The 14,043-nt window shown below is 55.0% G+C and carries 16 protein-coding genes; 12 read left to right on the forward strand and 4 right to left on the reverse strand.

The window, feature by feature from the left end; all coding sequences use genetic code 11:
* Positions 1 to 607 precede the first annotated feature (607 nt).
* The 8 genes from metK (at position 608) to ruvX (ending at position 7,964) form a co-directional block, all read left to right on the forward strand.
* Positions 608 to 1,762 carry a methionine adenosyltransferase gene (gene metK, locus NR302_RS15615; RefSeq protein ID WP_061720231.1) on the forward strand — a complete coding sequence of 385 codons (1,155 nt, stop codon included), beginning with the start codon at positions 608 to 610 and terminating at the stop codon, positions 1,760 to 1,762.
* 465 nt (positions 1,763 to 2,227) lie between these two features.
* Positions 2,228 to 3,622, forward strand: coding sequence for a sugar porter family MFS transporter (locus NR302_RS15620; protein ID WP_008107259.1), 1,395 nt, complete (start codon positions 2,228 to 2,230; stop codon positions 3,620 to 3,622).
* Positions 3,623 to 3,740: 118 nt separating this feature from the next.
* Positions 3,741 to 4,253 (forward strand): SprT family zinc-dependent metalloprotease, encoded by a 513-nt coding sequence (locus NR302_RS15625; protein ID WP_258143889.1) that lies wholly within the window; start codon positions 3,741 to 3,743, stop codon positions 4,251 to 4,253.
* A 113-nt stretch (positions 4,254 to 4,366) separates the two neighbouring features.
* Entirely contained in the window at positions 4,367 to 5,074 is a 708-nt protein-coding gene (endA, locus tag NR302_RS15630; protein WP_258143890.1) for a deoxyribonuclease I, read from the forward strand.
* Between the two features lie 74 nt (positions 5,075 to 5,148).
* Entirely contained in the window at positions 5,149 to 5,880 is a 732-nt protein-coding gene (rsmE, locus tag NR302_RS15635; protein ID WP_008107252.1) for a 16S rRNA (uracil(1498)-N(3))-methyltransferase, read from the forward strand.
* Between the two features lie 77 nt (positions 5,881 to 5,957).
* Positions 5,958 to 6,902, forward strand: coding sequence for a glutathione synthase (gshB, locus tag NR302_RS15640; RefSeq protein WP_008107250.1), 945 nt, complete (start codon positions 5,958 to 5,960; stop codon positions 6,900 to 6,902).
* Positions 6,903 to 6,984: 82 nt separating this feature from the next.
* Entirely contained in the window at positions 6,985 to 7,548 is a 564-nt protein-coding gene (locus NR302_RS15645) for a YqgE/AlgH family protein (RefSeq protein WP_008107249.1), read from the forward strand.
* The gene (gene ruvX, locus NR302_RS15650; protein WP_061720236.1) at positions 7,548 to 7,964 is read left to right on the forward strand and encodes a Holliday junction resolvase RuvX; all 417 of its coding nucleotides are present in this window, start codon (positions 7,548 to 7,550) and stop codon (positions 7,962 to 7,964) included. The genes NR302_RS15645 and ruvX overlap by 1 nt, the downstream gene beginning before the upstream one ends.
* Before the next feature lie 84 nt (positions 7,965 to 8,048).
* On the opposite strand, the gene NR302_RS15655 is transcribed toward ruvX, so the two are convergent.
* Complete coding sequence (locus NR302_RS15655) at positions 8,049 to 9,041, reverse strand: type IV pilus twitching motility protein PilT (RefSeq protein ID WP_258143891.1); 993 nt, start codon at positions 9,039 to 9,041, stop codon at positions 8,049 to 8,051.
* A 16-nt stretch (positions 9,042 to 9,057) separates the two neighbouring features.
* On the opposite strand from NR302_RS15655, the gene NR302_RS15660 reads away from it, so the two are divergent.
* The 4 genes from NR302_RS15660 to hemW are packed head-to-tail and all read left to right on the forward strand — an operon-like array spanning position 9,058 to position 12,093.
* On the forward strand, positions 9,058 to 9,765 hold the full coding sequence (locus tag NR302_RS15660; protein ID WP_258143892.1) for a YggS family pyridoxal phosphate-dependent enzyme: 708 nt from the start codon (positions 9,058 to 9,060) through the stop codon (positions 9,763 to 9,765).
* A 12-nt stretch (positions 9,766 to 9,777) separates the two neighbouring features.
* Positions 9,778 to 10,332: a YggT family protein gene (locus tag NR302_RS15665; protein ID WP_008107240.1), complete on the forward strand. Its 555-nt coding sequence runs from the start codon at positions 9,778 to 9,780 to the stop codon at positions 10,330 to 10,332.
* Positions 10,333 to 10,352: 20 nt separating this feature from the next.
* Complete coding sequence (locus tag NR302_RS15670; RefSeq protein WP_154155286.1) at positions 10,353 to 10,946, forward strand: XTP/dITP diphosphatase; 594 nt, start codon at positions 10,353 to 10,355, stop codon at positions 10,944 to 10,946.
* Positions 10,939 to 12,093 carry a radical SAM family heme chaperone HemW gene (gene hemW / locus NR302_RS15675; protein ID WP_258143893.1) on the forward strand — a complete coding sequence of 385 codons (1,155 nt, stop codon included), beginning with the start codon at positions 10,939 to 10,941 and terminating at the stop codon, positions 12,091 to 12,093. The genes NR302_RS15670 and hemW overlap by 8 nt, the downstream gene beginning before the upstream one ends.
* Before the next feature lie 35 nt (positions 12,094 to 12,128).
* On the opposite strand, the gene NR302_RS15680 is transcribed toward hemW, so the two are convergent.
* From NR302_RS15680 to trmB, 3 genes are all read right to left on the reverse strand, one after another.
* The gene (locus tag NR302_RS15680) at positions 12,129 to 12,845 is read right to left on the reverse strand and encodes a DUF2884 domain-containing protein (RefSeq protein ID WP_258143894.1); all 717 of its coding nucleotides are present in this window, start codon (positions 12,843 to 12,845) and stop codon (positions 12,129 to 12,131) included.
* Between the two features lie 102 nt (positions 12,846 to 12,947).
* Entirely contained in the window at positions 12,948 to 13,274 is a 327-nt protein-coding gene (locus tag NR302_RS15685; RefSeq protein WP_008107231.1) for a YggL family protein, read from the reverse strand.
* On the reverse strand, positions 13,274 to 13,993 hold the full coding sequence (gene trmB, locus NR302_RS15690) for a tRNA (guanosine(46)-N7)-methyltransferase TrmB (RefSeq protein WP_258143895.1): 720 nt from the start codon (positions 13,991 to 13,993) through the stop codon (positions 13,274 to 13,276). Before trmB ends, NR302_RS15685 begins: the two co-directional genes overlap by 1 nt.
* Positions 13,994 to 14,043: the final 50 nt, after the last annotated feature.

Here is a 14,043-nt window from a genome sequence, read left to right on the forward strand (position 1 = left end):
CTGTAGACAGCGAAATGCAGTAATAGATGCAGAGAAATGTTAACCGGCGCGCGTGTCGGGAGAATGAACACAACGTCGATAGAAGAAAAGAACGGGTTTGGAGTGTGAAAGGAGTGCCAGCGCGCCGCAACAGCGCAGTGAACCAAAGCGAGAGAAAGAGTGGTTCATTACTTTAATCACCTCCATCGCCTGCTTAAAGCATGCGAGAAACGGCTTGGGTGAAGGTCAGATTAAATGGCATCTGACGGCGCGACGCACGGCGGCGTCATCCTTTGCGGCTGTGGTCGACAGCAGCGGCGTTTTATACAGCCACGCGGGGTAAATTGCAAAATCTTTGTCAGGTAACTGCGCGCGGTGTCAGGAAATAATTCCACTTGTGATGTTGCGGAAAATGCGGGATCAGAAAAAGCACTGGAAAAGTGCTCACTGAGTAACCTAGAATAGCCGTCCAGATGGTTTTCCATCTAAACTGATTAACATCCAGGCGGTGTGAGTAAATGCTCTCACTTCCTACTGCTTGCGGCTTTGCCTGAAGGGGCGTCGAGTCGGTCTGATCCCACTTACGCTATGCAGTCGTATTCAAACCATTTTTAAGGTAAAGAACAGAATGGCTAAACACCTTTTTACATCTGAGTCCGTATCAGAAGGACATCCTGATAAAATCGCTGACCAAATTTCCGATGCCGTGCTGGATGCGATCCTCGAGCAGGATCCTAAAGCGCGCGTGGCCTGCGAAACTTACGTGAAGACCGGTATGGTGCTGGTTGGCGGTGAAATCACCACCAGCGCATGGGTTGATATCGAAGAGATCACCCGTAATACCGTACGTGAAATCGGCTATGTCCATTCCGATATGGGCTTTGATGCTAACTCTTGCGCAGTGCTGAGCGCGATTGGTAAGCAGTCTCCAGACATTAATCAGGGCGTTGACCGTACCGATCCGCTGGAGCAAGGCGCGGGCGATCAGGGCCTGATGTTTGGCTACGCCAGCAACGAAACCGATGTGCTGATGCCAGCGCCGGTTACCTATGCGCACCGTCTGGTGCAGCGTCAGGCTGAAGTGCGTAAAAGCGGTTCACTGCCGTGGCTGCGTCCGGATGCAAAAAGCCAGATCACCTTCCAGTACGATGACGGCAAAATTGTCGGTATCGATGCGGTTGTGCTGTCAACTCAGCACGCTGAAGATGTCACCACCGCCGATCTGCGTGAAGCGGTGATGGAAGAGATCATCAAGCCGGTTCTGCCGACTGAGTGGATCACCGCCAGCACCAAATATCACATCAACCCAACCGGCCGTTTTGTTATCGGTGGCCCAATGGGCGACTGCGGTTTGACCGGTCGTAAAATCATCGTTGATACCTACGGCGGTATGGCACGTCACGGTGGCGGCGCGTTCTCCGGTAAGGATCCGTCAAAAGTTGACCGTTCTGCCGCTTACGCCGCACGTTATGTGGCGAAGAACATCGTCGCGGCTGGCCTGGCTGACCGTTGTGAAATCCAGGTTTCTTACGCCATCGGCGTGGCTGAGCCAACCTCAATCATGGTTGAAACCTTCGGTACTGAGAAAGTTTCTACCGAGCAGCTGACGCTGCTGGTACGCGAGTTCTTCGACCTGCGTCCATACGGCCTGATTCAAATGATGGATCTGCTGAAACCGATCTATAAAGAGACTGCTGCATACGGTCACTTTGGTCGTGAGCACTTCCCGTGGGAGCAGACTGATAAAGCTGCGCAGCTGCGTGAAGCGGCTGGTTTGAAGTAAGCCTAGAAGCGACATCGTTATTGAGCCCGCCACTGGCGGGCTTTTTTGTGCCTGTAGGGTCGTCATTTATGACGACCTGGTTCCTAACCACTCCAATAACTCCAAACCTCGATTTGTCACTTCCTCCAGGCTGTCTACACTTCTTTCACCTCGCTTACAACTTGGTGATAACGATTACATTTTGAAATCCTTTAACAATCGGCAATTTAGAGATTTTTCAGCGTAGTTATTAACGTGAAAATGCGTTATTTTCAGCGTCCTCTGATTGCCGGTATTTAGTGCGATGTCAGAAACTTAAAGGGTGCTATACCTTACTGGTTACGTAACTATTTCGGGCGGAAAATGCTGGATTGCAGGGTTTCAGCGTGTGTAACCGATTACACTGATGTGATCTTACTCACTTTTTTCCGCCGACAGGTTTCATAACATTGATAACAACAACGATGGATAAACTTTGGAGGCTTCATGCCTGGTAATACTCATAAGAGCAGAACTTCAAATAAGGTCATGACCTTGTTTGTCTGCTTTTTAGCGGCGCTGGCCGGCTTGCTGTTTGGATTGGATATCGGTGTTATCGCCGGTGCTCTGCCTTTCATCGCGAAAGACTTTAACGTCACCGCACATCAGCAAGAGTGGATCGTCAGCTCTATGATGTTTGGTGCAGCTGTGGGTGCTGTGGGTAGCGGCTGGATGTCATCGCGTCTCGGTCGTAAAAAGAGCCTGATGGCCGGTGCGATTCTGTTTGTTATCGGTTCGCTGTGGTCTGCAGGCGCAACCAGCCCGGAAATGCTTATCGCCGCACGTGTGGTGCTTGGCCTGGCCGTTGGTGTCGCCTCTTACACCGCGCCGCTGTATCTCTCTGAAATCGCGCCAGAGAAGATTCGTGGCAGTATGATTTCGCTGTACCAGCTGATGATCACCATCGGTATTCTGGCGGCGTATCTCTCCGATACCGCGTTCAGCGATGCTGGCGCATGGCGCTGGATGCTGGGCATCATCACCATTCCAGCGGTGCTGCTGCTGATTGGCGTGTTCTTCCTGCCGAACAGCCCACGCTGGCTGGCAGCTAAAGGTGATTTCCGCAGTGCTGAGCGCGTGTTGTCGCGTCTGCGTGATACCAGCGAACAAGCAAAACGCGAGCTGGATGAAATCCGTGAAAGCCTGAAAATCAAACAGTCGGGCTGGCAGCTGTTCCAGAGCAACAGCAACTTCCGCCGCGCGGTGTTCCTCGGCGTGCTGTTGCAGGTGATGCAGCAGTTCACCGGTATGAACGTCATCATGTATTACGCGCCGAAGATCTTCGAAATCGCTGGCTTCGCCAATACCACGCAGCAAATGTGGGGCACGGTAATTGTCGGTCTGGTGAACGTACTGGCCACCTTTATTGCTATCGGTCTGGTGGATCGCTGGGGCCGTAAACCTACGCTGGTGCTGGGCTTCATGGTGATGGCGATTGGTATGGGCATTCTCGGCACCATGCTGCACATCGGCATCCACTCGCCAGAAGCGCAGTACTTCGCGGTGGCGATGCTGCTGATGTTCATCATTGGTTTTGCGATGTCTGCCGGTCCGTTGATTTGGGTACTGTGTTCCGAGATTCAGCCGCTGAAAGGCCGCGACTTCGGTATCACGGTTTCCACCGCGACCAACTGGATTGCCAACATGATCGTCGGTGCCACCTTCCTGACCATGCTGAATACGCTGGGCAACGCGCCGACCTTCTGGGTTTACGCCGGTCTGAACGTGTTCTTCATTCTGCTGACACTGGCGCTGATTCCAGAGACCAAAAACGTCTCGCTGGAGCACATCGAGCGCAACCTGATGTCTGGCAAAAAACTGCGCGACATCGGTCAGAAGTAATCCCGATAAGCGAATACAAGGGCTGCCAATTGGCAGCCCTTTTTTACAGGTTCGCCATTAATGGCGACCGCTTCACACTCTGTTGATTCAACCGCTGCAACCTTTTATGCTGCCCCACATGAAAACACCACGCCTTCCCATCGCCTTACAGCAAGCCGTCATGCGCTCGCTGCGCCATTATTTGCAGCTGGCCAACGAAAAGCTGGAACGCCGCTTTGATGAGCCCTCTTTGATCTATCAGCAGCGCGGCACCGCTGCGGGCACCGCATGGCTGGAGAAGTGGGAAATCCGCATCAATCCGGTGCTGCTGCTGGAGAATCAGCAGGCATTTGTTGATGAAGTGGTGCCGCACGAACTGGCGCATCTGCTGGTGTGGAAAACCTTTGGCCGCGTGCCGCCGCACGGCAAAGAGTGGAAATGGATGATGGAGAGCGTGCTGGGTGTGCCTGCGCGTCGCACCCACCAGTTTGAAATCGACTCGGTGCGCAGCAACACCTTTCCCTATCGCTGCAGCTGCCAGCAGCATCAACTTACTGTGCGTCGCCATAACCGCGTGCTGCGCGGTGAAAGCGAATATCGCTGCGTGCACTGCAAAACCCTGCTGCAACCGGGTGAGTTTTTATCGAAATAGTTTAGCAATATAGTTTGTAATATAGTTCAGCAACATAGCCTAATCTCATATCCCGTGCGTCATCATTCTGTTACCCTGCCGCCCTTTTTCAGGACCAGGTTAATTTTTGGAATATGTCTCGCAAAACGCTGCTGTTACTTACCTTATTAGTTGCCCCGCTTAGCGCTTACAGTCTCAGTTTCACTAACTATCATCAAAACAATTTTAGTCAGGCCAAAGCGTATGCCACGCAGATTAATGCTGATGCGCCAGCCGACTTTTACTGCGGCTGCAAAATCAGCTGGCGCGGCAAAAAGGGCGTGCCCGATTTAAACAGCTGCGGCTACAGCGTGCGCAAAAACGCCAATCGCGCCGAACGTATTGAGTGGGAACATGTGATGCCCGCGTGGGAGTTCGGTCATCAGCGTCAGTGCTGGCAAAACGGCGGCCGCAAAAGCTGCAGCAAAGATGCCGATTACCGCCGCATCGAAAGCGATCTGCATAACCTGCAACCCGCGATTGGTGAAGTGAACGGCGACCGCAATAACTTCCAGTACAGCCAGTGGAACGGCGGCGAACAGCAGTACGGTCAATGCGGCATGAAGGTCGATTTTAAGCAGAAACTGGCGCAGCCGCCGGAGCGTGCGCGTGGTGCCATTGCCCGCACTTACTTCTATATGCGCGACCAATATCATCTGCGCCTGTCGCGTCAGCAAACTCAGCTGTTTACCGCGTGGGATAAGCAATATCCGGTGACGACGTGGGAGTGCGAGCGTGACAATCGCATCGCTAAAGTGCAGGGAAATCATAATTCCTACGTACAGCAGGCTTGCCAGCGCTAAAAGCGCTACCCTACACTAGCTTTTTTTCGATTGCGCCGTGTCTGCTGACACGGCATAACGCTGGCAGGAACCGCATGCGTATACCTCGCATTTATCATCCCGAATCTCTCGAAGTTAACAGTGAAGTCTTCCTCGACGAGGATGCCGCTAACCATGTCGGACGCGTGCTGCGCATGACGGCCGGTCAGCAAATTGAGCTGTTTGATGGCAGTAATCTGACTTTTAGCGCCGAAATCACCCAGGCTGATAAAAAGCGTGTAAAAGTAAGGGTCCTTGCCAGTCAGGCTGATGACCGTGAATCCCCGCTGCATTTACACCTCGGCCAGGTGATGTCGCGCGGTGAAAAAATGGAATTCACTATCCAGAAATCGATCGAACTTGGCGTGAATGTGATTACGCCCTTGTTTTCTGAACGCTGCGGCGTAAAGCTGGATGCCGAGCGACTGGCGAAAAAAATTCAGCAATGGCAGAAAATCGCGATTGCCGCCTGTGAACAGTGCGGCCGTAATCGTGTGCCGGAAATTCGCGAACCGATGACGTTACAAGCCTGGTGCGCGGAAGCCGAAGACGGTTTGAAGCTCAATTTGCATCCGCGCGCCAGCCACAGCATCAATACGCTGCCGCAGCCGGTTGAGCGCCTGCGCTTACTGATTGGGCCGGAAGGTGGCTTAACAGCCGATGAAATTGCCATGACCGCGCAGCAGGGTTTTACCGATATTCTGCTTGGACCACGCGTGTTGCGCACCGAAACCACCGCACTCACCGCCATTACGGCACTTCAGGTGAGGTTTGGTGACCTCGGTTAAGCGATACTTTCGGGTTCGAACGTAACTTCACAGCACAACGCTTTCGGGGTAGTTGCTTCCCCATTTAGGAGAGAATAATGATTAAGCTTGGCATCGTTATGGACCCAATTTCGTCCATCAACATTAAAAAAGACACCAGCTTCGCCATGTTGCTGGAAGCACAGCGCCGTGGTTACGAAATTCATTACATGGAGATGAGCGATCTCTCCCTGCGCGGTGGCGTGAGCTATGCGCGCACCCGTCTGCTGAGCGTTGAGCAGAACTACGACAACTGGTACACGTTTGGCAGCGAGCAGAATATCCCGCTGGCCGATCTCAACGTGGTGCTGATGCGTAAAGATCCGCCGTTCGACACCGAATTTATCTACGCCACTTACCTGCTGGAACGCGCAGAAGAGCAAGGCACGCTGATCGTCAACAAACCGCAGAGCCTGCGCGACTGCAACGAGAAGCTGTATACCGCGTGGTTTGCCGACCTGACGCCAGATACGCTGGTCACGCGCAATAAAGAGCAGCTGCGCGCCTTCTGGCAGGAACATGGCGACGTGATCCTGAAGCCGCTGGACGGCATGGGCGGCGCATCGATCTTCCGCGTGAAGCAAGACGATCCCAACTTTGGCGTGATCACCGAAACTCTGACCAATCACGGCCAGAACTTCTGCATGGCGCAGAACTATCTGCCAGCGATCAAAGATGGCGACAAACGCGTATTGGTGGTGGATGGCGAACCTGTGCCGTACTGCCTGGCGCGTATTCCGCAAGGTGGCGAAACGCGCGGCAACCTGGCGGCCGGTGGCCGTGGTGAAGCGCGTCCGCTGAGCGACAGCGACTGGGAAATTGCACGTCGCGTCGGCCCAACGCTGAAAGCTAAAGGGCTGATTTTTGTCGGCCTGGATATCATCGGTGATAAACTGACTGAAGTTAACGTGACCAGCCCAACCTGCGTACGTGAAATCGAGGCCGCGTTCCCGATATCGATCACTGGCATGCTGATGGATGCCATTGAGAAACGCCTGGGCTGATGCCGTCGGAGTCTCCACTCCGTGAACACCCAAAACCGGCGCTGCCGCGGCTGCGCCGGTTATTTTTGGTATACGAGTGATAATGAATTTACAGCATCATTTTTTAATTGCGATGCCGTCGCTGCAGGACCCACTGTTCAAACGCTCGGTAGTCTATATCTGCGAGCACAATGAAGATGGTGCCATGGGTTTGATCGTGAATAAGCCGATGGATAACCTGACGGTTGAAGGCATTCTGAAAAAGCTAAAAATTAGCGCATCCGAACGCGATCCTGCCATCAAACTGGACAAGCCGGTGTTCGCCGGGGGTCCGCTGGCGGAAGATCGTGGTTTCATCCTGCACTCGGCGCAGCGCATTTACTCCTCGAGCATTCGTATTTCAGACACCACGGTGATCACCACTTCGCGTGATGTGCTGGAAGCGATCGGTACCACTTCACAGCCCGATAACGTGCTGGTAGCGCTGGGATATTGCGCCTGGGAGAAAGGTCAGCTGGAAGATGAGCTGCTGGAGAATGCCTGGCTCACCTCGCCTGCTAACACCAATATTCTGTTCCAGACGCCCATCGCTGAGCGCTGGCGTGAAGCGGCACGCGGTTTAGGTGTTGATATTCACAATATTGCCACCGATGCAGGACACGCCTGATGGCCAGTGAAACCTTACTGGGCTTCGATTTCGGCACCAAAAGCATCGGCGTTGCGGTGGGTCAGCAGTTAACGGGCACCGCCCGCGCGTTAACGGCGCTCAAAGCGCAGGATGGCACGCCGGACTGGAAGCTGATCGAAAAGTTGCTGAAAGAGTGGCAGCCCGATTATGTGGTGGTGGGTTTGCCGCTGAATATGGATGGCACCGAACAGGAGCTCACCGCGCGCGCACGTAAGTTCGCCAATCGACTGCATGGCCGTTTTGGCGTTCGCGTCGAGCTGCAGGACGAACGCCTGAGCACCGTCGAAGCGCGTGCCGACCTGTTTGAACGCGGCGGCTTTCGTGCGCTGCAGAAAGGCCAGGTCGATTCCCAATCTGCCGTGATTATCCTCGAAGATTGGTTTGATACGCATTAATGCGCACCCTACGGTAAATCCATACACGCTGCCGTTATTGGCTTGTCGTAGGGTCGCCATTCATGGCGACCGTTGCCAACGCCTTCAAATCATCCCCGCTAACTGCCGCGCCTGCTCGCTCTGCGCAAATGTCTGCATGCCCGCCTGCGCACCGGTTTGCAACACGCCCGGCAACTGATGCATCTTGCCCTCGCGAATCAGATTCGCCACCGCCGGCGTCGCCACCAACACTTCAAACAAGCCAATACGCCCGCCCGCTTTCGCCGGCACTAAACGCTGCGCCAGCACCGCTTTCAGGCTGCCCGCTAATTGGGTGCGCACCAGGTTTTTCTCCTCGGCAGGGAACACATCCACCAGCCTATCAACCGCCTGGGTTGCGCCGCGCGTATGGAGCGTAGCCAGCACCAGATGGCCGGTTTCTGCCGCAGTGAGCGCCAGGCGGATGGTTTCGCTGTCGCGCAGTTCGCCGAGCAGAATCACATCAGGATCTTCACGCAGCGCGGCTTTCAGCCCGTGTTGAAACGATGCGCAATGTGCGCCGACTTCGCGCTGCTGAATCAGCGATCGCTGGCTGCGATGCACAAACTCAATCGGATCTTCCAGCGTCAGGATGTGCCGCGCCTGCTGGCGGTTCAGGCAATCCACCATCGCCGCCAGCGTAGTGGATTTGCCGCTGCCGGTGGCGCCGGTAATTAAAATCAGCCCCTCTTCCAGCTGTAACAGCTGGCTCACTACGTCGGGTAAATGCAGACTGCTGAGATCGGGCGCCTGGCTGGCAATCAACCGCAGCGCCAGCGATAAGCCGTGACGCTGCATAAAAAGGTTGGCGCGCAGTCGAATGCCGCTGGCAAGCGTGATGGCAAAGTCAACGTGGCCGTTCTCCTCCAGCTCGGCCTGTTGCGACGCTGTGAGCCACTGCTGCATAAAGGCTTCCAGCCAGCCGCCATCCAGTGCGTTTTGCTGCGGAATCGGCTCCAGCACGCCTTGTCGCCGCCAGTGCGGCAAATGTCCGCTGCAAAGGTGCAGATCGGCGGCGTTATGCTTTACACTAAGGGCCACAATTTCATCCAACTCCATTTAACTTCTCCTGACTATGACTTCCATTGAGCACAACTTACAGCAAGTGCGTGAGCGTATCGCCGCTGCCGCCGCACGTTGCGGCCGCGCGCCAGAAGAAATTACGCTGCTTGCAGTGAGCAAAACCAAACCTGCGAGCGCGGTCGCAGAAGCCATTGCCGCTGGACAACAAGCGTTCGGTGAAAATTACGTGCAGGAAGGGGTTGAAAAAGTGGCTGAACTGGCCGCACATCCTGATTTGCAATGGCACTTTATCGGCCCGCTGCAATCCAATAAAAGCCGTCTGGTAGCGGAAAACTTCGCCTGGTGCCACACCGTTGACCGCCAGCGCATCGCGCAGCGCCTGAACGATCAGCGCCCGGCGTCGTTGCCGCCGCTCAACGTGTTAATTCAGGTAAATATCAGTGACGAGAACAGCAAATCTGGCATCATGCTGGAGGCGTTGCCGGAGCTGGCGCAACAGATCGCCGCACTGCCGCAGCTGCGCTTGCGGGGGCTAATGGCGATTCCGGCACCCGAATCAGACTACGCGCGGCAATTAGCGGTGTGTCAGCAGATGGCCGCCGCGTTTTATGCCTTAAAACAGGATTATCCTGACGTCGATACGCTTTCTCTGGGAATGAGCGACGATATGGACGCGGCTATCGCCGCGGGCAGCACCATGGTGCGTATTGGCACCGCCGTTTTTGGCGCGCGGGATTATGCGCGACCTTCACAACAATAATTGAGGAACCTCATGTTAACACTGACGTTTTTAGTCAAAACGCTGATCGATTTGTACGTGATGGTGCTGCTGCTGCGCATCTGGATGCAGTGGTCGCGCTGTGACTTCTACAACCCGCTGGCGCAGTTTGTCGTGAAGATCACCCAACCGATTATCAAGCCGCTGCGCCGCGTGATCCCGGCGATTGGGCCGATTGATACCGCATCGCTGCTGCTGGCCTTTGTGCTGACCACGCTGAAATATCCGATTTTACTGCTGATTCAGGTCGGCGTGTTCTCGGTTGATCCCACCAACCTGCTGGTTGGTCTGTTGTCGCTGGTGAAATCTGCCGGTTATCTGGTGTTCTGGGTGATCATCATTCGTTCGCTGATGAGCTGGATCAGCCAGGGTCGCGGCCCGGTGGATCAGGTTTTGATGCAGCTGACTGAACCGCTGATGTCGCCAATTCGCCGTATTCTGCCGGCGATGGGCGGTATCGATTTCTCTGCCATGATTGTGATTCTGGTGCTGTACGCGCTGAATTTCCTCGGCATGGACCTGTTCCCAGGTCTCTGGTATTTGCTGTAATTCGTCTATCTGGAACTGTTATGCAAAAAGTTGTTCTCGCTACCGGTAATCCGGGCAAAGTTCGTGAACTGGCCGATCTGTTGGCGGCCTTCGGGCTTGATATCGTGGCGCAAACTGAACTCGGCGTTGAGTCGGCGGAAGAAACCGGCCTGACCTTTATCGAAAACGCCATTCTGAAAGCGCGTCATGCGGCCGAGATCACCGGCTTACCGGCGATTGCCGATGATTCCGGTCTGGCGGTCGATGCGCTGGGCGGCGCGCCGGGGATTTACTCCGCGCGCTATGCGGGCGTTGATGCCAGCGATCAGCAAAATCTCGAAAAGCTGCTGGTAGCATTAGAAAAGGTGCCGGATGGGGAACGTCAGGCGCAGTTCCACTGCGTGCTGGTTTACGTGCGTCACGCCGCCGATCCAACGCCGCTGGTGTTCCACGGTAGCTGGGCCGGCGAAATCACCCGCGCGGCAGCGGGCGCAGGCGGTTTCGGTTACGATCCCATCTTTTATGTACCTGAATTAGGTAAAACGGCGGCAGAGCTGAGTAAAGACGAAAAGCGCGCCGTCTCTCACCGTGGAAAAGCATTGACGCTGCTGCTGGAAGCGATGCGCAATGCCTGATTTTTTACCTGAGTTGCCGCCATTAAGCCTATACATCCACATTCCGTGGTGTGTGCAGAAGTGTCCGTATTGTGATTTCAACTCTCACGCGTTAAAAGGCGAGGTGCCGCACATTGAGTATGTGCAGCACCTGCTTAACGATCTCGAACAGGATTTGCCGCTGACCGGTGGGCGTGAAGTGCGCACTATTTTCATCGGCGGCGGTACGCCAAGCCTGCTGAGCAGCAATGCAATGCAGATGCTGATGGACGGCGTGCGTGCGCGTTTGCCGCTGGCGGCCGATGCGGAAATCACCATGGAAGCCAATCCAGGCACCGTGGAAGCCGATCGCTTTAGCGGCTACCAGAAAGCCGGTATTAACCGTATTTCGATTGGCGTGCAGAGTTTCAGTCCCCAAAAGCTGGAGCGCCTTGGCCGCATTCACGGGCCGGAAGAAGCGGTGCGCGCTGCACAGCTGGCGGAAGGTTTAGGTCTGCGCAGCTTTAACCTCGACCTGATGCACGGCTTGCCGGATCAGTCGCTGGAAGAAGCGCTGGATGATTTGCGCCAGGCGATTGCGCTCAACCCACCGCATCTGTCGTGGTATCAGCTGACGATTGAGCCAAATACCTTATTCGGATCGCGTCCGCCGAAACTGCCGGATGACGATGCGCTGTGGGATATCTTTGAGCAAGGTCATCAACTGCTGAGCGCTGCGGGCTATCAACAATATGAGACATCGGCGTATGCCAAACCGGGTTATCGCTGCGAGCACAATCTCAACTATTGGCGCTTCGGTGATTACCTCGGCATTGGCTGTGGCGCACATGGCAAGCTGACGCAAGCCGATGGTCGCATCGTGCGTACGGTGAAAACCCGTCATCCGCGCGGCTTTATGAAAGGCAACTATCTCGATAAGCAGCACGACGTGGCTGAGAACGACAAGCCGTTCGAGTTCTTTATGAACCGTTTCCGTCTGCTGGAGGCAGCACCGCGTGCCGATTTCCGTCGCTATACCGGCATGGATGAGCAGGTGATTCGCCCGCAAATTGAGGCGGCGATAAGTGCGGGATATGTGGTGGAAACCACGGAGAACTGGCAGATTACCGAGAAAGGGAAACTGTTCCTGAACTCGCTGCTGGAGCTGTTCTTAAGCGAAGATGAGTGAGTAAAAAAGGCCGGGAAACCGGCCTTTTAGTTTTTTTAACCTTTAACGCCCTGCATCAAGCCTTTGCGCTGATCTTCAAGTACGGTAACGCGGTTACACACTTCGTGGCCGAAGTTATGGAAATCCTGCTCCTGCTTATTCCATTCCGCCTGCACCGACTGCTGTAAGCCACCAAGGTTGCCCATGATTGCCTGCAATGGATTGCTGCCGTTTGCCGCCTGGCTGCTGCCCATTTCGTTGAGGCTATCCTGCATGATGCCGCCGAGCGTGCTCTGTACCAGCTTCTCGCCTTCCGCGCGCACCTGATCGATAGCCTGATGATGGAAGGTCAAGCCGTCTGGACGATGCTCAATAATGCGGTTCATTTGCTGCTTGAGCTGACCATCCAGCTTGGTGAGGCGATTACGCACGTTGCTATTCTCGCCGAGCTTTTCGACAATCACTTTATCCAGCGCCACGCGGCTGCGCTCCAGACGCGAGGTCGCGCCGCTATCGATCCACGGCAAATCGCGACGCAGCGCGGTTTGATAATCGATGGCTTTCTGGCGCGCGGCGTTATCCACGTTGACCTTCTGGCCATTAAACTGCACATCGCCCTGCGGAGTGATTTCGAGGTTGCCGTTGGTTCCCACCACCTGCACGCTCTGCGGTTTAATGATCACATCATCCTGTGGCTTGACGCTGCACTCGTATGCAGCCTGAGCCTGAGTTGCCGCCAGCAGCAGCGCGGCGATAAGTGCCTTACGAACCATGAAATCTCCTGAGCAATAAAAAGGTCGCCATAAATGGCGACCCTACGAATTCCGTTGTAGGGTGGCCATTTATGGCCACCTTCCCGCATCAACCACTAAAACTTAGTCCCACCAAACGTCGAAGAGTTCAGTCACCTGCACATCTGTCAGGTTGTGGGCTTCCAGCCACTTGCGCACCAGCTCGCGATGTTCATCGGTGCATTTGCCGGTTTCCTGCAAGCACACCAGACCTTCCCACACCAAATAACCGCTGCCGTCATACGCCAGACCATTCGGCGCGATCACTTCATTAATGAACTGATCAACAGTGGCGTCGATTTGCTCCTCGGTGGTGCCTTCGGCAAAACGCCATGCGACGGAGAAGCCTAATTCCTGAAACTCATCAATATGCAGTTTTTTACGCAAACGACGGCTACGCTGTACGGCCATTATTTCACCCTCTCAAACATCAGATCCCATACGCCATGGCCCAGTCGCTGCCCGCGCTGCTCAAACTTGGTTAACGGACGCGTTTCTGGACGCGGCACGTAATTATTACTTTCCGACTGATTTTTATATCCGTCGATGCTGCTCATCACTTCTAACATGTGTTCGGCGTAGGCTTCCCAATCGGTCGCCATATGGAACACGCCGCCCAGCTTCAATTTGCGCATCACCAGCTCAGCAAACGGCACCTGTACGATGCGGCGTTTGTTATGGCGCGCTTTGTGCCACGGATCCGGGAAGAACAGCTGCACCATGCGCAGCGAGTTATCCGGAATCATCTTCTGCAGCACTTCCACCGCGTCGTGACACATCACGCGCAGGTTTTCCACGCCCGCTTCCTTCGCCGATGCAAGGCAAGCACCCACGCCCGGCGCATGCACTTCCAGGCCGAGGAAGTTCTGATGCGGATTATTCTGCGCCATGGTCACCAGCGAGGCGCCCATGCCGAAACCAATTTCCAGCACCACCGGCGCGTCGCGGCCAAACAGCTTCACCAGATCCAGCGGCTCCTGCTGGAACTCCACGCCCATCTCCGGCCATAAATTATCGAGCGCGAGCTGCTGTCCTTTCGTTAAGCGCCCCTGACGGCGCACAAAACTGCGGATACGGCGTAATGGCCGCCCGTTCTCATCAAATTCTGGGGTGATGACGTCATTAATCATGTTGAAGCCTGCTGGTTAGCCTGTTCTGGGAAACGGGCATTATGCAAAGT

It is taken from the genome of Pantoea sp. SOD02, assembly GCF_024707505.1.
Lineage (GTDB): Bacteria > Pseudomonadota > Gammaproteobacteria > Enterobacterales > Enterobacteriaceae > Pantoea > Pantoea symbiotica.